This is a genomic window from Anaerobutyricum soehngenii (genome assembly GCF_009697165.1).
Lineage (GTDB): Bacteria > Bacillota > Clostridia > Lachnospirales > Lachnospiraceae > Anaerobutyricum > Anaerobutyricum soehngenii.
Genome location: NZ_VULP01000018.1, coordinates 1 through 21,449, shown reverse-complemented (window position 1 = coordinate 21,449; position 21,449 = coordinate 1). Strand labels below are relative to the sequence as shown.

General features: G+C 40.4%; 16 protein-coding genes. 2 read left to right on the top strand and 14 right to left on the bottom strand.

Annotated elements, in window-relative coordinates; all coding sequences use genetic code 11:
• Positions 1-30 precede the first annotated feature (30 nt).
• The 10 genes from FYJ25_RS09225 to FYJ25_RS09180 all read right to left on the bottom strand — a co-directional run bounded on the left by FYJ25_RS09225 (position 31) and on the right by FYJ25_RS09180 (position 12,798).
• The gene (locus FYJ25_RS09225) at positions 31-1,134 is read right to left on the bottom strand and encodes a glycosyltransferase family 1 protein (RefSeq protein ID WP_154581139.1); all 1,104 of its coding nucleotides are present in this window, start codon (positions 1,132-1,134) and stop codon (positions 31-33) included.
• Positions 1,135-1,147: 13 nt separating this feature from the next.
• Positions 1,148-2,269: a glycosyltransferase gene (locus FYJ25_RS09220; RefSeq protein ID WP_154581138.1), complete on the bottom strand. Its 1,122-nt coding sequence runs from the start codon at positions 2,267-2,269 to the stop codon at positions 1,148-1,150.
• On the bottom strand, positions 2,266-2,775 hold the full coding sequence (locus tag FYJ25_RS09215) for a glycosyltransferase (RefSeq protein ID WP_154581137.1): 510 nt from the start codon (positions 2,773-2,775) through the stop codon (positions 2,266-2,268). The genes FYJ25_RS09220 and FYJ25_RS09215 overlap by 4 nt, the downstream gene beginning before the upstream one ends.
• 15 nt (positions 2,776-2,790) lie before the next feature.
• Complete coding sequence (gene pssD, locus FYJ25_RS09210) at positions 2,791-3,240, bottom strand: PssD/Cps14F family polysaccharide biosynthesis glycosyltransferase (protein ID WP_154581136.1); 450 nt, start codon at positions 3,238-3,240, stop codon at positions 2,791-2,793.
• Between the two features lie 1,275 nt (positions 3,241-4,515).
• Positions 4,516-5,967 (bottom strand): sugar transferase, encoded by a 1,452-nt coding sequence (locus tag FYJ25_RS09205; RefSeq protein WP_154581135.1) that lies wholly within the window; start codon positions 5,965-5,967, stop codon positions 4,516-4,518.
• Positions 5,968-6,493: 526 nt separating this feature from the next.
• On the bottom strand, positions 6,494-7,126 hold the full coding sequence (locus FYJ25_RS09200; protein WP_154581134.1) for a hypothetical protein: 633 nt from the start codon (positions 7,124-7,126) through the stop codon (positions 6,494-6,496).
• A 322-nt stretch (positions 7,127-7,448) separates the two neighbouring features.
• Positions 7,449-7,715 carry an AbrB/MazE/SpoVT family DNA-binding domain-containing protein gene (locus tag FYJ25_RS09195; RefSeq protein ID WP_021906781.1) on the bottom strand — a complete coding sequence of 89 codons (267 nt, stop codon included), beginning with the start codon at positions 7,713-7,715 and terminating at the stop codon, positions 7,449-7,451.
• A 379-nt stretch (positions 7,716-8,094) separates the two neighbouring features.
• Positions 8,095-8,952, bottom strand: coding sequence for a glucose-1-phosphate thymidylyltransferase RfbA (gene rfbA / locus FYJ25_RS09190; RefSeq protein ID WP_096241360.1), 858 nt, complete (start codon positions 8,950-8,952; stop codon positions 8,095-8,097).
• 355 nt (positions 8,953-9,307) lie between these two features.
• The gene (locus tag FYJ25_RS09185) at positions 9,308-10,960 is read right to left on the bottom strand and encodes a CDP-glycerol glycerophosphotransferase family protein (protein ID WP_154581133.1); all 1,653 of its coding nucleotides are present in this window, start codon (positions 10,958-10,960) and stop codon (positions 9,308-9,310) included.
• Positions 10,961-11,010: 50 nt separating this feature from the next.
• A complete protein-coding gene (locus tag FYJ25_RS09180) occupies positions 11,011-12,798 on the bottom strand; it encodes a C39 family peptidase (RefSeq protein WP_154581132.1) in 1,788 nt (595 codons plus the stop codon).
• A 150-nt stretch (positions 12,799-12,948) separates the two neighbouring features.
• On the opposite strand from FYJ25_RS09180, the gene FYJ25_RS09175 reads away from it, so the two are divergent.
• Positions 12,949-13,659 carry a MazG family protein gene (locus tag FYJ25_RS09175; RefSeq protein WP_096241363.1) on the top strand — a complete coding sequence of 237 codons (711 nt, stop codon included), beginning with the start codon at positions 12,949-12,951 and terminating at the stop codon, positions 13,657-13,659.
• A gap of 568 nt (positions 13,660-14,227) precedes the next feature.
• Here FYJ25_RS09175 and FYJ25_RS09170 read toward each other — a convergent pair.
• Both FYJ25_RS09170 and FYJ25_RS09165 read right to left on the bottom strand, forming a co-directional pair.
• Entirely contained in the window at positions 14,228-14,719 is a 492-nt protein-coding gene (locus FYJ25_RS09170) for a MarR family winged helix-turn-helix transcriptional regulator (RefSeq protein WP_154581131.1), read from the bottom strand.
• Positions 14,720-14,770: 51 nt separating this feature from the next.
• A complete protein-coding gene (locus tag FYJ25_RS09165; protein WP_154581130.1) occupies positions 14,771-16,144 on the bottom strand; it encodes a citrate/2-methylcitrate synthase in 1,374 nt (457 codons plus the stop codon).
• 432 nt (positions 16,145-16,576) lie between these two features.
• Between FYJ25_RS09165 and FYJ25_RS09160 the strand changes: the two genes are divergently transcribed.
• The gene (locus FYJ25_RS09160; protein WP_154581129.1) at positions 16,577-18,052 is read left to right on the top strand and encodes a leucyl aminopeptidase; all 1,476 of its coding nucleotides are present in this window, start codon (positions 16,577-16,579) and stop codon (positions 18,050-18,052) included.
• 215 nt (positions 18,053-18,267) lie between these two features.
• Here FYJ25_RS09160 and FYJ25_RS09155 read toward each other — a convergent pair whose 3' ends face one another.
• Both FYJ25_RS09155 and FYJ25_RS09150 read right to left on the bottom strand, forming a co-directional pair.
• Positions 18,268-19,278 (bottom strand): M14 family zinc carboxypeptidase, encoded by a 1,011-nt coding sequence (locus FYJ25_RS09155; RefSeq protein WP_154581128.1) that lies wholly within the window; start codon positions 19,276-19,278, stop codon positions 18,268-18,270.
• A gap of 891 nt (positions 19,279-20,169) precedes the next feature.
• Entirely contained in the window at positions 20,170-21,096 is a 927-nt protein-coding gene (locus FYJ25_RS09150; RefSeq protein ID WP_154581127.1) for a fibronectin type III domain-containing protein, read from the bottom strand.
• Positions 21,097-21,449 lie beyond the last annotated feature (353 nt).

Sequence of the window (21,449 nt, the reverse complement as noted above, 5' to 3'; positions counted from 1 at the left end):
ATTGTTAATATTTTTTTCTTAATTTTTCTTTTATTTCTTTTTTAGTAATTTACACTCATAAATATTCTCAACCAATTTTGCGGATTCTTTAATATCATAACGTGCAATTTGCTTTACATGTTGCAAGCGATATTGCTTTCTCTGTACTTCTGTCCTTTGCCCCATTGATAAAATTGTATCTGCCCATATTTGTGGATCATCCTCTATTGATTTCCAAATAATATCCCCAAAATCCACCTCTCGTGTTACTTTATCCGACACGATACAAGGCAATCCTGAAATTTGAGCTTCAAGAAGTACAACAGGTAACCCTTCAAACCTAGAGGGTAAAGCAAAGATATCCATAGCAGAATATAAACTTTCCGGATTCGCAGTTGCTCCCCAAAAGATAATACGATCTGCACATGCTGTGTGCTGTGCCTGATTTTTTATCTCCTCCAAATCGGGCCCATTCCCCACTAAAAGCAGTATTGCTTTATCATCTTTATATGACAGTTTCTCAAAAGCTCGAATCAAATATTCTTGATTTTTCTGGTAGTTAAATTTTCCTATATGCCCAATCACTAAATTATCACTTACTCCTAGTTTTTTTCTAATCGATAATCTAGTCTCTGAATTCAAAACAAATGTGTCCGTCTCAAAAGCATTCGGAATAATTTTAAACGCATCATCACCATACATCCACTTTCCTGCAAGCTCTCCACATGCTAAACGGCAATTTGACACTACTTTCAAAAACGGTTTTAATATCTGATGTAACACCGGGTGAGAACAAATAGTATTATGACTATGAGAAACTCGAACCGGTACTCCTGCTAACATAGCAATTAGAAGTTCTATTGTAATTAATGCACTGCTACCATGTACATGAACAATATCTGCTTTCACTTTTTTTAAATAAGAATAAATCATCCTATAATATGTATAAACATTCTTCTGCTTTTTAGGCAACTTGCATAATTCTATATTATTTTCTTGGCATAATTTTTCATAACCGATGTCATAAGGTTCTCCGGCAGCAATCGATACCTGAAATTTATTCTTATCCAGGTTCGTAGCATAATTTATTACCTGGGATGTCACACCATTTCTATCAAAGTATGAAGTTATCATTACTACTTTAGCTTTTCTCATAAACAATCTCTTTTCAAATATTTTCTAACTTCAGCAACTCGGTAGAGAAATCAATCGGATGTTCTTTCAGATAGTCAACAGTCTTTTCCATTTGAGAAGGATTGTTATATAAGTACTCAATTTTATCTGCTAGAGCTTCCGCACTTAGTTCCGCAACATATCTATTGATACCATCCTGAATCTGTTCGGTCAGAGGACGAATATTTGAAACCACAATTGGCAAGCCTACAACCCGTGCTTCAAGAATAGTAAGTCCATACCCTTCATGCCGAGATGGTTGAACATATAAATTGCAGTGTTTCATATATGGATATGGATTGTCTTTGCGACCAAGGAACACAAATTGATCTTCTAAACAATATTTTTTTACTAACTCTTTCAGTTTTTCTTCGTCTCTACCACTACCAATAGCATACCATGCAAAATTAATTTTCTTATTTTTCAAGATGCTTGCTGCTTCTATGGCAATATCATAACCTTTTTGCTCCGTCAAACGACCAACGGTCACAATATTAAACTTCTCCTTAAATGGTATCAACTCGTCTTGTTCAGACTTTCGCTTGATTTCTTCAATATCAATAACATTATAAAATACCTCTGTCTTGTCTTTATAATGCGGATACTCTCTACAAAATACATCAACAACTGCCTGGGACACACCGTAGACCTTATCATACTTACATAAATATTTCTGGACACTTTTCATCCAATATATTTTTTCATCATGAAGCCATGTTGCCTTTTTCTTTGCTCGTATTTTTGTCGCCAAGAAAGCCGTCACAAATGAACCATATCCGTAGAAATCAATAGCAATGTCATAAGTCTTTTCAAAGACATTTGTCACACAATTCGAAACAAAATCGTAATATGGAATAAATGAATTAATCGATAATTTTTTCAACACCTTTGCTGGAAAAGCATACATTGATACTAGTGATTTTGCAAAAGAATTATTAAAAGTCAGCTGAACAATATTAACCTTCTTTTTTAGACGATAAGCATATTCATTGTCCGAATCAAGCAATACAAGTGTTATATTGTAAAGTTCTTCGGGAAGCGCATTAATTAATTCTATCAAAGCCACTTCAGATCCGCCGCCGCCCAGCGACTTGGCCATTATTAATAATTCTTTCATCGATTTTCCCCGCAATACAATTCGTTTACCAGATTCTCCAGTTCTTCATTGAACTTAGCATTATTGCTGCTCATACCATGTCGCATACCAGCAACAATCTGGTCATAATTCATGATAACATCTCCTAGCGTGTTGATGTCTTCTACCGGAATAATCGTTCCCATTCTCTGAGCCACATTCCTTGCAAACTCAACCTGATGGTCATTTACATGTTCATTGAACTGATGTTGACGTGGCACAACAATGGGAGTCTTGCCAATCTGTAGCGGCATGATAAAACTTGCTGGACCACCGTGAGTAATCACAATACGGGCATCGGCCACATTTTTCACCATCTGCTGATATGGAATCAACTTACTCCACTGACAGTATTTCGGCTCGTATGTACTAAAGCCAGTCTGGATAATTACATCTTCGTTTATAATGCCGTCTTTCTTTAATTCATCTATTTTCTGAATCAGCCGATTAAATGGCTGCTCATGTGTTCCTACCGTCACAAAAATCATTTTCTCATCCCCTACTTAGAATATGCTTCCAAGGTTAACCGCCTTTGGATAAACCTTTTTCTGCTCTTCCCACTGCACAACAAACTTGTCCACAATTGGGTAAACCATCTTTCCTGTCATTGTCGGTTTATCAATTCGATCAAAAACCTCGATGTAGATCAACTTTGCACCTATAATTTTACCAATATAAAAAAATGGAACTGCAACTGCTGCACCGCAGGAGATAATCAAGTCTGGCTTTTCCTTATGTAACACATTCCATGCAATCTTGGTATTCTTAATAAGAGCCTTTAGACTCCGGTTTGTCGGATAATAACAAGGATACATTTTTTCACCTTCGAGCAGGCTTCTTGCATCCTCCTTATCAAAAGTGACCCAGAAATGATCCTTGTTTTTCCAAAATGGCTTTAACATATATAAATGTGTCAGGTGTCCTCCTGACGAACCAACTAAACATACTTTCATGTCCTCTGATCTCCTTCATCCCAAGATTTTTTATGTACACATCCCAAAAGATTGTATTTCCTTTTTATAAGTAACTGTGTTCACCACACAATCGGCTAAATGTTTTCTTATGCTGTCGTATCCAATTACCCCAGCAATCGTGTTTTCTACTTCATAAAACATCCGTTGAGTACATTCGTCTTTATTTCTCTATAGCCGAAGTGTTGCTTTATATAATCGAACCCCGTATACCCTGCAATGATGTTTTTTCTAAGTGTTGGATTGTTGAATCGAATCCTGTCGGCGCATGAGTTTTGTTAAAACTGTATATATCACCCAGTCCATTTCTCGTCTTTCATTGTTCGTTATGAACAAATCATTCGCTCTCACCGCACAAAACATGTAATTATCATCACCATCCATGCTCTACTCAACAGCTGTTTTATGAAGTAGAAATCATCTGTTTTTCTGTAATTTTCATGACTCAACAAACCATTATGATGTAGGTGTCATTAGCAGGTCAGATAGTGTACTCAACAGCAGTTTCAGATGTTAATGATAAACTCATGGATTTTTGTTGCTTTCTCTTGTTTTCCGCCATTTCCTCATAACTTCCGAAAAAGTTGTGCCAATTTTGTGCCACAGGGGTCAAAAGTTCAGCGTTTTGTATAGATTTTTGGTGTTTTTAGTTCATGTGGCTGTGAAATATGGCTAATTTCAGCAACCCGTATAGTATGCAAAACGGGTTCTTTTCGACAATGCTACGTCAATACGGTTTGTTGAGTAGACATTTGTTGGTGCTGCAATAACGATTTTGTAGTCATTCTGTATGCCTCATCGTTTCGATTTTTAGGTTCGATTGTTCAGTTTAACGAATTTTCAAAATAAGTGAGCTTTTTACGCCACTTTTGAGCATCATTTTTGCGATTTTTAACATTTTGTTGAGTAGACTCGCCTGTTGTCAACACAGCACCAAGCTGTTAGTCAATGGTGGTCTATTAAAATCACTTACGCTTTTGAGCATCGGTTTTTATGTTTTTGACTGGTCTTTTACAACAATCCTACTTCAGTAAACTGCGTTGGCCGCACATTCACTAGTGCTACAATCCCAACAAAATCCGCTTTACCACAGACCTCTTTACCCTAACACTACTGTAAAATTCAAATTTTCTTCCCACATTTTAGCATACTCTATAATGGGTTAATTGTCAAGGCACAAACCCAATTTTCCTATAATGAACAAATATGTATTAAAAAAAATACTATTATATAATCTTTTTCATCCTACTTTTAAATCTACATCGACCCTTCTTTTTTAAATACTACCTGTACCGTCTTAAATAGAATCTTGATGTCAAGTCCCATTGTCCATTCGCTTATGTACTGTTTATCGAGTTTTACGACTTCTTCGAAGTCTGTGATGTTGCTTCGTCCGCTTACCTGCCACATTCCGGTAAGTCCCGGCTTGGTTGCGAGGCGGGCGCGGTGATGAAGTTCGTATTTATCCCATTCGTCTACTGTTGGCGGGCGGGTACCGACTAAGGACATATCGCCTTTCAGTACATTAAGGAACTGCGGGAATTCATCCAGACTCCAATCTCTTATGAAGTTACCGACACCTTTTTTAATTGTGCCGTCGGGGAGCTTCTTGCTGCCGATGATTCGAGGGTCAAAGTTGAGCTTGAACATCATACCATCCTGTACACGGTTTTCTTTCATAAGTTCGGCTTTGCGTTCTTCGGCATCCATGTACATACTTCGGAACTTATACATCTGGAACAACTTTCCGTTCTTTCCGACACGGGTCTGCTTAAAGAAAATCGGTCCCGGTGACTGGATATAGATGGCAGGTCCTAAAAAGATGCAGAGGATTCCGGTGATAATGCAGCCTGCAAGTCCTCCTAAGATGTCGAGCATACGCTTTAAGACGATCTGGCGGCGGCTTACGCTGTTAATACTTGTTGTGAGAACGGTGTAAGTTCCAAGTCGTTCGACGAACTGCTTCTTGCCGAGCAGGTTCTGCGACTTGGCAAGCTTCATATGTACGACAACACCCATCTCAATGAATTTATCCAGAAGGTCTGATGGATAAGGTTCGCTTTCCGGAATATTAAGAAAGACTTCATCTACCCACTCGCGACAGACATATTCAACGAGATTTTCCTTGTCTGCAACAACCGGAACACCGTCAATCGTTCGTCCCTTTGCCTTATCATCAAGGATACATACGCCGGTCACAATATAATCTGAATAATTTTTATTCTTAATATTGTCAATGACCGTATCGACAATCTCGGATACGGTTACGATAAGAAGGGATCGCCTTTCGCTTCCTCCCAGATACTTACGCATTGCATACTTCCATATATTGCGGGTAATATAGCTTAGCAGTAAATATAATGCTGCTGTGTATGTAAGCACCAGTCTCGAATAATTATCGGCCTCTTTAAATGTAAATAAATAAAATACGGAACATAAGGTGATGAGACAGGTCTGCTTGACCGTCATAGTAAATTCGCGATAAAAACCACGTTTTAATACATTCTTCAACGAATCGAAGAAAAAGATTACCACGATATCCATGAGAGCAAGGCTCCACATCATATCACGGTATAAAGAATTCGCAAATACATTCAGCGACCCATGCCGCATACCGAATGCAAGCGTAAAAGAAATCCAAAGACAGACTACGTCCAGGATCATGAAATCCAGGTGCTTCAACCAGCCCTGTACACTCTTCTTATACATATACTTTCCCCAATCTTATTTTTCTTGTGCTGATTATCCTATAAATGAACTTCTATCCCCGCAAAATCCATACTTCTTCTTATGTGATAATCCTGTTTTCATACTTTTTTGGTGTGTCTTAACAGACAGTACACAAATGATTCAGAGTTGAACTATAGATGTAAATTAAAATATTCTGATGTACTGATTTTTTTAATAAAACCACATACCTTTTTATAGTGAGTAAAGTATAACATATATTTCTTATTTGTAGTATTCTTAAATATGACTAATTTCGACCTTTTAATCTGGCTATTTTTGGTCATGTCGGACTATATTTTCAATTTTCCACTAAAACTTTACTTTATCTGTGTTATTTCCTTGTCATTTTTTACTGTTTGTATATATATAATGTATACTTTGTAAAATTATAAGACGAAAAAGATTCTATAAAAAAAGACATATCTGGCAACTGCTAAACTGCTTTGATATGTCTCCTTTATTTTATAAGGTTTTATTTCTTATTTTACTTACTTAATAGGGTTTATTACTTCCCGTTATACTGATAGCGAACTCCTTTTACAACATATCCTGCTGCTGTCTTCTTCAGCTTCAGTGTTGTTGTGCCGATGTTTGTTCTGCCCTTCTCTCCGTAGCATCCTAAACGGTTCTGTGTTGTTACGGTGTAGATATTCTTACCGGTACGGGTTACCTTTGTAATCTTATAATCTGGAATCGTATCTCCGAAGTCTCCGCCACAGTACATATACGGATCCTTGTAGAACTTGCTGTTGGAGCTACATACTAACATCGCATGATTCTTATTCTTCTTGTTCCTGATGGTATTAACGGAAGCACTCTTACCAAAAAGCTTCTTTGTCTCGGAACGAAGTTCCTTTGCTGTGTAGCTGTAGTCTCCTTTGTAATTATATCTTACAAATACGGCGATGGATAACTTGGCGTTATCGTTAAGCTTCATCTTTACCGGTCTGGTGGTGGACTGTTCGCTTAAGTTCATCGCTGTCGTATATGCGGTCATCATCTTGCTAATGTTCTTAATCTCACGATTCCCTGCCATCTTACCGGTTACATCTGTAGATGCTGCCTGTACCGGTGTAAATGGAATGAGTATTACTGCCATAAACATTACTGCTAAAATTGTACTTAATCTCTTCTTCATAGGGAATCCCTCCTCGTCTTCCTGATATAGTAAGGAATGTCTTTACATTTCCTATGCTTTTATTTTAATATTTTTACAGGAAAACTGCCATAACAGAAGTATTATCTTTGGTTACAGGCGGGATAAGAATGTATAACAAAAGTGTTAACATGGATTTTAATTGGTCAAAATTACAAAAGAAGCCCCCTTCTCTGCTTTCACAAAGAAGGGGGCTTCTTTTGATTCCATGCCCTACTATACTGGTTCTGTAGATTAGCTTACGGCACTTTATCTTTCGTATACACAAAAAACTTACAGTAGATGTAAGCTGTCCTTGTGAAGATTACTCTTCTGTCAGCTTATATCCGGCGATTCTGGCAAGCTCGCGGATAGAATCTCTTGATACCTTCTTACCTCTATATTCAATGAGGTCTTCACACTGTCCTGTAAAGATATCACTAGGGTTATACTTCTTAATGATGATCTTATCTTCTTCTGTGAAGATTTCTAAAGGTTCTCTCTCACCGATATCGAAACTTTTACGAAGTTCCATTGGTAATGTAATTCTTCCTAATGAATCAAGCTTTCTTACTATTCCAGTACTCTGCATAACGTACTCTCCTCTCTGGCGCAGCGTCTACTTCTTATTATTTTACTTTTTAATGACCTGCTGCCTGTGCAATGTTTTTGTGATGACTGTAGTATATCATAGGGCGATTCATTTGTCAACTAAAAAATGGAAAGTTTTTTTTAAAATGTTAGACGGCGTGCAAACTGTTATTTTGAAGTTCTTATTACATTTCGCCGTTATATTCTCATTCTAGTATAATAATGGAAATTCTTGTACTTTCCCTTGTAAAAAGTTGTTATCCGTCTCTAAGAGTGAGACTATCTCGCAAATGCGATGGCAACTTTTTACTTTACAGTTAACAAAATACCCCCACTTACAGCAATTGAAAATCGTTCTTTAACGAGTTCTTACTTTAACTTTACTTTAACTTAAGTAAATACTGTCCATAATTGGTCATCTTTAAACTTTCTCCAATCTCGTGGATCTTGTCTAAAGATATAAATCCTTCTTTCCATGCAAGCTCTTCTAAGCAGCCTACATAGCATCCGGACTTCTGGAGTGCCTTAACGATCTCAGCCGCTTCTAACATGCTGTCTGCGGTTCCGGCATCCATCCATGTGAGTCCTCTGTCGAATGGGATAACCTTTAACTGTCCTCTTCTTAAGTATTCTAAGTTAACATCTGTGATCTCATATTCACCTCTGGCAGATGGCTCAAGATTTTTAGCGATGTCGATTACCTGATTATCATAGAAATATAATCCTGGTACGATGTAGTTCGACTTCGGATTCTTCGGCTTCTCTTCGATGGATACGGCATGTCCGTTCTCATCAAACTCTACTACACCGAATGGTCTTGGGTCATCTACATAATAACCGAATACCTTCGCACCATGGTCATCCTTGATGGCTTCCTTCATAATCTCATCAAGATTATGGCAGTGGAAAATGTTATCTCCTAATACGAGACATACGGAGTCATCTCCAATAAAATCTTCCCCGATGATCAGAGCATCTGCGATTCCGCGTGCAACCTTCTGTACGGCAAACTCGATATGAATTCCAAACTCACTTCCGTCCCCAAGAAGATTCGCAAATTCCTTCTCTTCTCCCGGTGGAATGATTACGAGAATGTCCTTGATCCCTGCCTGAAGTAAAGTAGCGATCGGATAATAAATTAATGGCTTGTCATATACTGGTAATAATGGTTTACAAACCGGCTTCGTCATAGGGTACAGTCTGGTACCTTTGCCGGCAGCTAATACTATTCCTTTCATATTAAAATCCCCTTGTCATTCGTTAAATGTCTTATTATATCAGATGTGAGATGACTCCCACCTCTGTAGATGGCGAGCAGCAAATCAGTATCAGTGGGGGAGTCAATCCCCATCTGATATAGCCTCCGGCAGGATTGCAGAGATGCGCAGAAGAAATATGTCATGCATTGCATGACGCGCATCTCGCAGCAAGAATGCCGGGGCATTCTTGAATATCACGTTACAGACTTTATAATGTCGTTTCCAGTGTTGTCAATCTTATGCAAATGATAGCAAATTCCCATTACGAAATCATCTCGCTTCCAATATTTTATATTATTTCCTTCCATTTGTCAAACTTTCTTTGCAAATTTAACTAAATATTTATATAGTTGGTTTTTATTTTTCTGCAAATGCGTTCTGTACTGTGTCCATCAACCATATTTAGGAAAACTTTGCGGAAGTTATCGAGGTCTGATTGTTCTACTTCTGACACAATATTCTCAAGCATGGAGGCTGCCTTTTCACATAAAGCTTCAAATTCTGCGACAACCGGTCCCGGAGTGAACTGGTCATAATCAAAGTAAAAGTCTCTGCTGTCCATATATTCCTTCTCATCAAATGCATAAAACAGCATCGGAAGTTCTAAGATTGCTGCTTCAAATACACTTGAGCTGTAGTCTGTGATAAGAAGGTTGCTTATGAGCATAAGGTCGTTAATATGCTCCTTTGTACTAAGGTCAAATACTCTGTCCTTCCACCGTTCTTCTACAAAAAAGCTCTGCTTGACAAACGGATGATTCTTGAGGATAAGCACCATATCTTCCGGCTGTCGTTCCATGAAGCGATTAACGTCAAATGCCTCCGGTGGATAGTGTGCATCTTTATTCCCATCTCCTCGGAATGTCGGCGCAAACAAAATGACACGATTGTCCTTAAATGCCGGGTACTTCTCATAAAGTTCCCTGCGCTTTTCTTCTTCGTATTCCCAGTCAAAAAGCCGGTCTGTACGAGGTACGCCAAGCGCCTGTACCTTACTTGATGAGATGCCAAATGCTTCCGCATAAATGTCTCTTATGGTATCGCTGCTTACTGGTACGAGATCATAATTCCTGTGATTCATGGAAGTCTGCGGCGCACCGCCCTTTTTCCCCATACGGGTAAGTCCGAACGTCTTAAAGGCACCGCAGGCATGCCATAACTGGATGATCTTCGTCTCATTCCTCTTCTGAATACTGTGAAGCTGTGGATAAAAGTCTTCTAGAATAATAACTGCCGATGTCGCGCACTTTAAGGCACACTCCCGCAGTTCTCTCTTCTTTAACTGGTCTACCGTCTTTGTATTAATAAATGTAGTAATCTCTACTCCCGGTTCATTCTCCTCAAACCACTTCTTTACAAGCATAAGATTCCCGCCCTCTTCCGGCTCTCTTTCCGACAGAAAAAGAATCTGGTTCGGCTTCACCTTATTCTTTGCCACGTATTTACGGTATCTGGCAGCAAAATAGTCGGTATTCTGCTGACGTGCACTGTAATTATATCCACTGATACGATACACTGTCTCATTCGCCCGCTTCGCCGCCTTGATAAAGTTCTTTCCTTCTTTAAAATAATCTCTTACGAGCAAAAATGGCAGGCCGAGAGAACATCCTGCAAACTTAAGCAGATTCCTCTTACGCACGATCTCTGCCCTTGCAAAAAGCTCCTTCTGTACCGGAAATGGCTGGTCATCAAGGCTGATCTCTTCTGCTCCGCACCAGAGCGCAAACACAACATTCACCTTATGGCGTGGCGGACTGTAAAATACATATGGCAGAAGAATCTCTGCATCGGCGCGGATCTGTTCGCCCACTTCGCCCTCTTCAATCACTACTTCCATCGGAAAACGGCGTTCTACCTGTCTTTGCGTAAATACTGCCTGTACACGTATGCGCTTTCCCTCCATCTCCTCCGGCATCTTGGCGCGGAATCCGAGCTTCATCGTCTTCTGCGTAATATTCACTGTAATTCTGTAATTAATCTTTCTCATAACTCTTATCGGTTTCTTTCTCTTATGATTTTCAAGCTCCTGTACTAACTTTATTTAGTAAATGCATTCTTTTCTATTGTTCCTTTTAAATAACATTCCAGCTTCGATAAAGGAATCTTCTTCTCCCACTGTCTTCGGGCAATATCCTGCTTTAACGTAAGTGCCTGATCCTGTGACTTCTTTAAGTCTTCCGCATTACCTGCTTCTTTTGCACCCTTTGCACCTTTTGTATCTTTTGCCTTCGCTGTGATCGAAACGAGCTGGCTGCTCCGGCTTACCGGTGAAAAAGAAGAACCGGTATCATTCATCCTAAGTGTATTAAGAAGACTTCCTCCTGTGGACATCTTAAGAATGGACACAACCTTCTTAACAGATACTTCCTTCTTCTCTTTCTTTAATAATTCAGGAAGTTCTCCTGTCACCTTCATATACGAAGCATCTGCAAAGTCTTCTTCCATGTCTTCCTGCGTATAATTCTTAATCGCCTTCTTTCTCCGGGCTGCACTGCTTCCCTTATCGTAAGACATTACCCAGAAAGGACCACCGGCACTTGCTCCCTTTGACTGTGCAATAACATCTGCCAGCCGATACTTGTAAGCGGAACGTGTTCTGCTTCCTACATCGGCAACCGTAACACAGTCATTGTTATCAATCGCAACGAGGACCATAAAGTGACCGCCTCTTGTAAAATACCCCGGTCCCATAAGGCATACGACCGGCTTACCTGCCTTAAGCGCCTTCTTAATCGACTGATAGTCTGTTCCTACTCCCTGACAGCGAAGCCCATATGCCGCCGCCATCGCCGGTATCATCTCGTGAGCAGAGCCTTCTCTTGAATAAAATCCATGCTGGTATCCCCAGATGGCTGTATCAAGCGGAGTAACCCACTTACCGGTAAGCGATGTAATGACAACTGCCATGGAAGTCGGTCCACAGCCTGCCTTTGCAATACAGTACCCATTCTGATTCCATGCGCTATCTCCCTGATTAAAATAAATATAACCGGCTATATACTCTTTATGATTCTTCATCGAAAGACGGGTATCGTTATATACTTTCGGAATAAATGTATTGACCGTATCGCTTCCATCCGGTGCATCTTCCTCTGCGATCTCCTCCTTGATGTTCTTAACCGCACTCTTTGTCCTGATCTCCATATCTTTTCTTGTAGAAATCTTGTTATTCTGTGCGGTGTTATCTGTATTCCCCTTCGTACGGTCATCCTCTAAATGATCAGAATTCTTATCCTGTGTCGTATTCTTATCACTATCTGCCTGTCCATCTGATCCAGATGCCAAACTGCCGGTCTGCTCTGTCTGATGTGAAACACCGTTTGAAGAACTGCTGCCCGATGTACCATTCTCAGATGCCGAACTGCCTGACGTACTGCTTCCTGATCCTGAACTTTCTGATGTAGAACTACCTGATGTAGAATTTCCTCCGGATGTCTGACTGCCTGATCCTGAACTTCCTTCCGTACCACTTGATGTACCGCTTCCCGACGTAGTATGCGTACTTTCTGTCGTATGATTCGTCTGCGATTCATCCTTTCCGGTGCTGCTGCCTTCGGTATTCTTCTCGGAAGAAGCCTTTGTACCTTCTTCCTTCTTTGTCGTCACTTCTATCGTACTCTCACTTTTTCCTAAACAATCGGCAGATACTCTTACAGATATACTAGATCTACTCTGCACCGTCAGCTTCCTGCCCTGTACGGCGGCTTTCTCTGCCGCATAAACCATCGTCGGCTCTGACTCTGCTTGAAAAAAGCACTCCGGATTCGTAAATGTCATGACTGTACCCAGCCCCAATGCCAGTACCGTCCGTCCAAAGTTGTTCATCAATCCTTCCTTCTTTCTTTTTACATAGTTAATGTAGATTTTTTCGTGACTTATTGATATAATATAGCAAATAACATATTTTTACAATAGGCTTTTCTATTCTTTTGCATATTTAAGAATTGCCTATTTTGCCCGGAGGAGGGGCATACTATGGATAAAAAGTTTAATTTTCAGGAATTACAGGCAATCGTGGCAACACTTCGTGGAGAGAATGGCTGCCCATGGGATAAGTCACAGACACACGAATCGCTTAAATTATACACGTTAGAAGAAGCCTACGAAGTGAATCAGGCTGTATCTAACCTGACTAAGACCGGAGACTGCACCAACTTAAAAGAAGAACTTGGCGACCTTCTTTTCCAGGTGCTTTTACAGTCACAGGTTGCCGAAGATAACGGTGAATTTGCCATCGAAGATGTGATTGACGGCATCGCACGCAAGATGATTCACCGTCATCCACATGTATTTGCCGGCCGTCATTACGATAGCGTAGAACAACAGCAGGCTGACTGGGAGAAGTTAAAGGCACAGGAAGAAGGTCATAGACAGACCTCTTTAAAAGAGGACATCGCCCTTATCCCAGAAAGCTTCCCTGCCCTCATCCGCGGTGAAAAGGTAGCGAAAAAGGCTGCCTCTGCCGGTGTACTTTCCACCAACGATGAAGATGTATTCAAAGATCTTCTCACTTCCGTCATCAATCTGCAGCTCGGCACCGCCGGCGAAGACCCTGAAAAGAAGTTCAGCAGCGATGAAGAACTTTCCGAAAAGTTAGGAGACACCCTGTTCGCACTGTGCCGCTTCTGCGCAAAATATAAAGTCTCAGGCGAGATGGCACTTTTAAAGAAACTCGAAGAATTTTAGAAAGCATCATCGCAAAGACAAAACAAGAATTCTTCTGTTCGGATTGCCTCGAAGATAATAGAAAAAGAAGGAATGGTTTCTCATTTGATTTTGTTCCGTTGCGCTAAACATTTCATTTTGCCTCAAAAAGCAAAAACTTCGGAAAAACGAGTCCGAAGTTTTTAGAGTCAAAATTCCATAGCGCAAAGTCACAAAATTCAAATGAGAAACCATTCCTTCTTTATTTTTCTTTCAAGCAATCCGAAATCCAATCTTTTATTTGCATTGTCTAGTTTCTGTCTTTGGCTTATTTGGGAGAAATTTCACCATTACTTTTGGTCCTGAAATCCAACATCACAACAAAAAATATCACGACGTTTTTTCGCTTTCAGGAGGACTAACAAGTAATTGCTGCTCCATTAGGCAAACGAATATCACCAATGACAGAAACTAACCAGAAAACAGGAAATCCATTGCTAGTCTCTGCGGCTTTAGAGCAAAGTCAAGATGCGATTGAGCATATTGACTGCAGTGATACAGAGCAGAGACTAACAATGGATTTCCTGTTTTCGTCTGTTTCGTTTGTTTCTTAAAATATCTCATCTATCAGAACGCTGCAGAATTCGCTATAGTAGTAAAGAAACCGATTCATATCCTTTTCCCCCATACGCTCTTTGACCCTCTCTAAGAGCGTTCCACACTTCTCCAGCTCTTCGGTAATAAGCTTCTTCCCTGCCTGGGTAAACTGTACTTTTACGTAGCGGTGATCTTCTTCACTGCTTTTCATTTCCAGATACCCTTTCCGTTCCAGGTTATGAAGCATTCGGGATACGGCTGGTCTTGACAGCTTCAGCGCATCTCCGATATCGGATGGAATGACAAATGTTTTGACTAGCAGAAGCCGCCGCAGAGTAAGTAACATCGTCAGCTCGCCTGACGGGATGTTACACAGCTGTTGAAAATGAACATTCGCCCTTCTCATCTGAATGATTAACTGTTGATAATCTTCTAAAGTCACCTTCTGTTCTGTCTGAGGTTCGTCTTCTGGCCAGTCAGAACTGCCTGTGTCTTTCGTTTCCATATTTCCTCCAAAAAATACTTATATTTTTTTCATATACTGAAATACAACCATTTACTTTGCTATAACGATCCTGTCCTTCATCGGAACGTATTCTTTATCCATGGCTATGCTCTGGTATGCCGGACGGATGATCTTGTCGCAGTTCATCAGCTCTTCTAAGCGGTGTGCGCTCCAGCCGACCATACGGGCAACGGCGAACATCGGGGTAAACAGCTGATCCGGCAGTCCTAAGATACGATACATTAAGCCGCTGTAAAAGTCAATGTTGGCGCTTACGCCTTTGTAAATGCGGCGCTTTTCCTGAATGGTCTCTACGGCAAGTCTTTCTACTCTGTTGTAGAATTCAAATTCTTCATTGTATCCTTTCTCTCTTGCAAGTTTATCAAGGAATCCCTTAAAGATTCTTGCTCTTGGATCAGAGATAGAATATACGGCATGTCCCATTCCATAGATTAAACCACTATGGTCAAATGCTTCTTTATTAAGGAGCTTCAGAAGATAGTTCTTGATCTCGTCTTCGTCTTCCCAGTCTTTTACTGTCTGCTTCATCTCGTCAAACATATGTACAACCTTGATGTTAGCTCCACCATGTTTCGGTCCCTTAAGAGAGCCTAGGGATGCTGCCATCGCTGAGTACGTGTCGGTTCCTGATGATGTTACTACGTGGTTTGTAAATGTGGAGTTATTACCACCGCCATGGTCCATATGAAGTACGAGTGCGACATCTAAAACTCTCGCCTCTAATGGTGTATACTTCTTATTCGGACGCAGCATACGCAGGATATTCTCTGCGGTAGATAGTTCCGGTTTCGGTGAATGAATATAAAAGCTCTTACCTTCTACATAGTGGTTATATGCCTGATAGCCATAAACTGCGAGCAGCGGTACGGTACTTGTAAGCTGGAGGCACTGACGGAGTACGTTCGGTATGGAAATATCATCTGCCATGTCATCGTATCCGTATAAAGTGAGTACGCCTCTTTGTAAAGTGTTCATCATGTCCTTACCCGGTGCCTTCATAATAACGTCACGTACAAAGTTCGTTGGTAATGTACGATAACTTCCAAGAAGCTTCTGAAATTCTTTCAGTTCTTCCTCTTCTGGCAAACGTCCAAAAATAAGGAGATACGCGACTTCTTCATAACCAAATCTCTGCTCTGCTACAAAACCGTCTACAAGATCGTGGATATCGTAACCGCGGTATCGCAGCTCTCCATCGCAGGGAACCATCTTTCCATCAACTTCTTTGGAAGAGGTGATGGTGGAGATATCCGTAAGTCCTGCCAGCACACCCTTACCATTCACATCACGAAGGCCACGTAACACATGGTACTGGTCATACAGACCTGAAGGAATCTGCCCATGTTCCATAGAAAGCGCGGCCAGATCCTGCAGTTCCTGTGTCATCATTGAATATTCATTCATTCTATCACCATCTCTTTCTTAATTAACAATGTTAGTTATCTATGTTAATTATTATACTGAAAAAGAGATACTTTGTCAAATTAACGTGATGTATTGCACTGTCCGAAATCTATTCTGACAATATTTTACCCTGCTTATAAGTAGTTTACGCAAAAACACTGTACCTTAGCACCAAAATTTTATGTAATATGTACAAGTTTTTTCTGTTTTAAAATATTTGACTGTGCTATACTATAAATAACTTTATTTATATAAGGGGTTAGTATGCACTTTTCCCCTGTTTTAGTGCGACTGGTACTTATTTAGAATGTAGTTTTCATTGCGGCATTTGGAATACCTCATTTCGATTTTGCCGGATTTTTCTACAGGATAAATATTTACTGCTATTATAATTTATCATTTAAAAATTTTTTAGAAAGGAGCGTATCATTTATGCAAATACAACGTCTCGTAGATCTGGAGGACTACGAATTTGATACATTGCTCGTTACGTATAATCATAAAAACCGCCTGAGTATCGAACTTGGAAAGGTCAGCGAAATTTTTGAAAGTCTTCAGGCTGACGGTCTTGTTGGCGGAAGCAAGGTATACGGACTTCGAGGAAAGGACTTCTCCTATCAGGGCCAGCCTTACTATAATCTAATCTTTATCGGTATCCCTGAGAAGGCAACTCCAAGAAGATTTCAGTTACAGTTTGGTCAGGCTATGAAGGAAGCGAAGCGTTTCCATGGTAAGAACCTTCTTATGACTGCGATCGGTGAGGATGTTTCCTACTGGTTAAGTTCCGCTATGAAGGGACTTCTCCTTGCAGACTATTCCTTCGATAAGTACATTTCTGACAAGCCAGAAGCCTCTGAACTTCATCTTGGAATCCTGACAGGAATTGATTCTGCATCCTTTAAGAAAGAAGAGCAGTACACAAGAATGATGGCGAAGGCTGTTACAACCGCTCGTGATCTGGTGAATGAACCAGCGAACGTTATGACACCGGCTGCTCTTGCCGCTAAAGCAAAAGAAGTCTGCGAAAAGAACAATATCAAGTGCACCATCCTTGAGAAGCAGGACTGCGAAGCACTCGGTATGAATTCTTACCTCGCCGTTGCCCGCGGTTCAAAACAGTCTGCGAAGTTCATCGTTATGGAATATAACGGACGTGTTACTGATGATGAAAAGATTGCCTTAATCGGTAAAGGACTCTGCTTTGACTCCGGCGGATATAACTTAAAGCCTGGCACTGCCATGAAAGGTATGCATGGTGACATGGGCGGCGCAGCCGCAGTAATCGCTGCAATGGGCGCGATCGCAGAAGCGAAGCTCGGCATTAACGTAACTGCTGTCATCCCCGCCTGCGAGAATATGATTTCCGGCAAGTCTATGAAGCCGGGTGATATCGTTAAGTCTATGAACGGTAAGTACATCGAAGTTGTTAATACAGATGCAGAAGGCCGTATGGCTCTTATCGATGCCATCACTTACGCGATCCGCGAATGTGGCGCTACAACATTAATTGATGTAGCAACCTTAACCGGCGCATGCGTTGTTGCCCTCGGTGACCGCTACACCGGCGCATTCAGTAACAGCGATGAACTCATGGCTAAGATCGTTCAGGCATCCATCCTTGCAGGAGAGAATATCTGGAGACTCCCTATGGGTGATGAAGAATATGATAACTTAAACGCATCCACCGTAGCTGATATCGCAAACTGCGGTAAGAAGTGTGGTGCAACCGCTGCCGCAAGATTCTTAGGCGAATTCGTAGAAAAGAAACCTTGGGTACATCTTGATATCGCCGGAACATCTGAATCAGACGAAGACAAAGAGATTTACTCTAAGGGCGGAACCGGAGCCGCAACAATGCTGCTTTATGAAACAGTGAAGTTGATGGAGAAACCGTATAAGAGTTATTAAGGGACAAAGCGACAGAAAAAGACGGAAAGAGAGCAAATCTTAATATAGAAAAAGCTTAGTTTCACAAAAAAAGATGGCTTGGATGCCATCTTTTTTTGCTCTAATGCGCTTTTTCTATATTAAGATTTGCTCTCTTTCCTGTTTTTTGGCTGTTGGCTTTTGCCTTTTAATAAGAACTCTCTTATACGCTTTCTCCTGTTTTTTAGCTGTTATCTTTACTGAAACAGCTGTGCTTCTCTGATTACGACGTTTTTATTTTTTGCCCAGATAGAGCCGAATTCGCCTCCGCCTAATGGTGCTGCTCCTCTTCCAACTTCTACTGTAATGAATGGAATCTTTTTCTTATAAAGGTAATATGTTCTGGAGTATCCATGTGGAAGTGCGTAGCTTTCATGCTGTACAAGCTGGTAACCTGTAAGGCTTTTTGCAGTCTGGTACATTCTTGTCGTTGCATTTCTTACTGCTTTTGGTGCGCGGCTGGTTGACTTACCGTAAATAATGGAGCCTGTGGAGTGGTAGCTTACAATACCGACAATCTTGCCCTGTTTCTGAATTCTATTTGACCAGTTTACTAACGCTCTTGTCTCGCTCTCACTTTCTGCCTTTGGTCCACAGTATCCTGAGCTTCCTTTTCTTCCGGATGTCTTAAATGCTACGTTCCAGTTACGGTTTAAATCTACACCTCTTGCATTCGCTTTCCATCTACTGGAGCTGCCTCCCATCTTTCTAAGAGCTGAACGAAGCTTTTTATTACGGATTGCATTAAATCCACGCTGGCTAATCGCTGTTCCGTCCGGATTACAGGATGGTACATAGTGAATTGCCACTTTATCCAATGTAGCAGAAACCTGCTTACCGCTTATCTTTTTATTGTAATTACTTAAATAATATTCAATCTGCTTCATACAAAGCTGCACTGTCATATGCTCTCTTGCATGAAGGTTACCCATAACAAGAAGATGCTTCTTTGCATCAGGATTACCGATTACGACTTCATAAAGATTTCTCTTATCTTCACTCTTTCCGATCACATTCACCTGACAGCGATTCTTATACTTTTTCTTAAGCTGCTGTAAATCTTTCTGCAATTCGCTATAGCTGTAATTCTTCTTACCACCGGAAACAATCGCTGCGTCTGCAGTCACGCCCTTTGTTGTAAATCCGATACAGCAGATTAATACCGCTGTAAAAATCCAGCCCATCATTCTTTTCATGTTCTTTTTCATGATATTTTTCTCTCTTTCCCTCTTATTTGCTTTGTTTACTCCTACTTTTTCTTAGTATATGCCTTAACAAAATTGTATACAAGACACGCTGCAACAATGACTGCTGCCATTATAAGAAAATCTGCAAGTGTCATCCTCTATTCACCCCTTTATTCATAGTCCAGTTATAGGATACCAGAGTCAAAAAGTCAGAAAGCCGATGCAAGCTTGCTTGCAAGAGCGCAAAGCATGTAACAATCTGGTATCATAAGCGTTATGTGTCACATTTTTAAATTATATCATATTTTCCAAGAAAAAAATATGCCATACATAGCAAAAAATGCAAAAAACAGCCCCCGGCATTGGGTGTGGCATAACAAAACGCAAGATATCTGCGCTTTCATACATAGATCCACATTTATTCATAAATTTATATGCGATTTTCTAATGGTATACTCAACCTACAAATGCAAAAACAGCCCCCGGCATTGGGTGTGGCATCATTGGCAGGAATTCTCATAAGATACAGATAATCGCATGCAAAAATTTATGAAGATGCGCGGTACCTATGATATAAAAAAAGCAGATGCTTTGCAGGTTTTGCGTTATGACACTTGAGAACGAACCCGCCACCGAGCGCCTTGTTTGAGCTTTAGCGAGTTTTGGCGCGAATGGCATTTTTATAAAACGTTCGAAAGTGGCATAGCAAAACGCAAGACATCTGCGATTTTATACATAGGGCCACGCATCTTCATAAATTTTCACATGCGATTTTCTATCTCTAAATATAGATTCCTGACATAGGGTTAGGGGCTGTTTTTGCAACAGCCCCCTCGACCCTTTTATAGGGAAAGTTACTTTATCCGCCTTTTCCTTTTGGTAGGGGAATGGAAAAGGCAGTTCCAAAAAAAGTTACTTTGCTCTTATTACTTTTTTCACTTCCGGACCATTACCATATCCTTTACCTAATGCTGTACTGATTCTGATCGTCAGCTTTTTCCCTTTCTGTGCTCCGTTAGGAACCCATACGGTATAACTCTTTTTACTTCCTTTTACCCAATTAGTAGCAACCCACATACCGCCGATTTTCGGTACTTTTTTCTTTAAGGTTACTTTTACTTTATACTTCGTATAGGTATACGGTGGTACCCATTCATAACGTGAAATGCGTCCGCCAATCCAGTGCTTGCGCCACCAGCCCTTAACCGTTACCTTTTTCCTCTGTACAATTTTTATGGACTTGATAGCCGGTTTCTTCTTAGAACCGGTCTTCATTGTTACGACATCGGATGGCGTTCCTGTCATACCATTTGCATAAGCCTGTACGCGGAACTTGTAATTCGTCAGAGGCTTTAATCCTTTGATTGTCACCGGATTACTGTTACCACAAGAGAAGTATCCTAACGTCTTTGCTGTTGTCCATTTACCCTTCTTTAAAACCTGAATTCTTACAGAAGTCTGCAGCTTATTCGGATAATCTACCCAGAACTTTGCAGAATTATAACCAGTAGCCACACGTGGCTTTTTCAATTTCTCTGCTGGACTGATCACATAAGTTGTAAATGTCTTTCCATTTGTTGTCTTAAAAGTGATCCATTTATGTTTACCCGGTGCAGTAGCGGTAGATGGAATTCCATCATAATCAACTTTATTTGAATTATACCAGTTCCATGTCTTTCCAGTAAGATGGTCATATACCGAAACAATCTTATCATCGGAATTCGCCGGTACGGTCTGTGCGATCACCTTTTTCTTCCCTATATCGGAAAGCTGAATCGCACTTGATGAACAGGTAATTCCATTCGCAGGGATCCAATCATGACCGTTTAAGTTAAACATAAATGTTGCTGGATGATAAGCCTGTCTGTTATTAACTATCTTTACATAATAAGTGCCACTTGTTAAAGTTTTTGAACCTATATTCCATATGTTCTCGCCTTTATATTGTGTAGCGGCTTCTTTGTATACCAGTTCATCACGAGAATTATATATTTTGATAAATGTTTGACTTTGATGAAAAAGGCTGCATCTTTCTTTCTCAGCTAGCTCAAATATCGGATTAATTGTATACGGTAAAACATGAGTACCCTAAATAAAAAAGACACTGATTTCTCAGCGCTCTTTTTTATTCTCCATCTTGCATATATCTGGTATTGATTCTGACCATGGCAACAAATCATCTATAAAGCTAT

Coding starts and splice junctions, on each gene's coding strand:
- FYJ25_RS09205 (WP_154581135.1), bottom strand. CDS start 5,967: ATGTATAAGAAGAGTGTACAGGGCTGGTTGAAGCACCTGGATTTCATG.
- FYJ25_RS09170 (WP_154581131.1), bottom strand. CDS start 14,719: ATGGAAACGAAAGACACAGGCAGTTCTGACTGGCCAGAAGACGAACCT.
- FYJ25_RS09150 (WP_154581127.1), bottom strand. CDS start 21,096: ATGTTTAACTTAAACGGTCATGATTGGATCCCTGCGAATGGAATTACC.
- FYJ25_RS09160 (WP_154581129.1), top strand. CDS start 16,577: ATGCAAATACAACGTCTCGTAGATCTGGAGGACTACGAATTTGATACA.
- FYJ25_RS09195 (WP_021906781.1), bottom strand. CDS start 7,715: ATGCAGAGTACTGGAATAGTAAGAAAGCTTGATTCATTAGGAAGAATT.
- FYJ25_RS09220 (WP_154581138.1), bottom strand. CDS start 2,269: ATGAAAGAATTATTAATAATGGCCAAGTCGCTGGGCGGCGGCGGATCT.
- FYJ25_RS09200 (WP_154581134.1), bottom strand. CDS start 7,126: ATGAAGAAGAGATTAAGTACAATTTTAGCAGTAATGTTTATGGCAGTA.
- FYJ25_RS09180 (WP_154581132.1), bottom strand. CDS start 12,798: ATGAACAACTTTGGACGGACGGTACTGGCATTGGGGCTGGGTACAGTC.
- FYJ25_RS09225 (WP_154581139.1), bottom strand. CDS start 1,134: ATGAGAAAAGCTAAAGTAGTAATGATAACTTCATACTTTGATAGAAAT.
- FYJ25_RS09165 (WP_154581130.1), bottom strand. CDS start 16,144: ATGAATGAATATTCAATGATGACACAGGAACTGCAGGATCTGGCCGCG.
- FYJ25_RS09215 (WP_154581137.1), bottom strand. CDS start 2,775: ATGATTTTTGTGACGGTAGGAACACATGAGCAGCCATTTAATCGGCTG.
- rfbA (WP_096241360.1), bottom strand. CDS start 8,952: ATGAAAGGAATAGTATTAGCTGCCGGCAAAGGTACCAGACTGTACCCT.
- FYJ25_RS09155 (WP_154581128.1), bottom strand. CDS start 19,278: ATGAAAAAGAACATGAAAAGAATGATGGGCTGGATTTTTACAGCGGTA.
- FYJ25_RS09185 (WP_154581133.1), bottom strand. CDS start 10,960: ATGAGAAAGATTAATTACAGAATTACAGTGAATATTACGCAGAAGACG.
- FYJ25_RS09175 (WP_096241363.1), top strand. CDS start 12,949: ATGGATAAAAAGTTTAATTTTCAGGAATTACAGGCAATCGTGGCAACA.
- pssD (WP_154581136.1), bottom strand. CDS start 3,240: ATGAAAGTATGTTTAGTTGGTTCGTCAGGAGGACACCTGACACATTTA.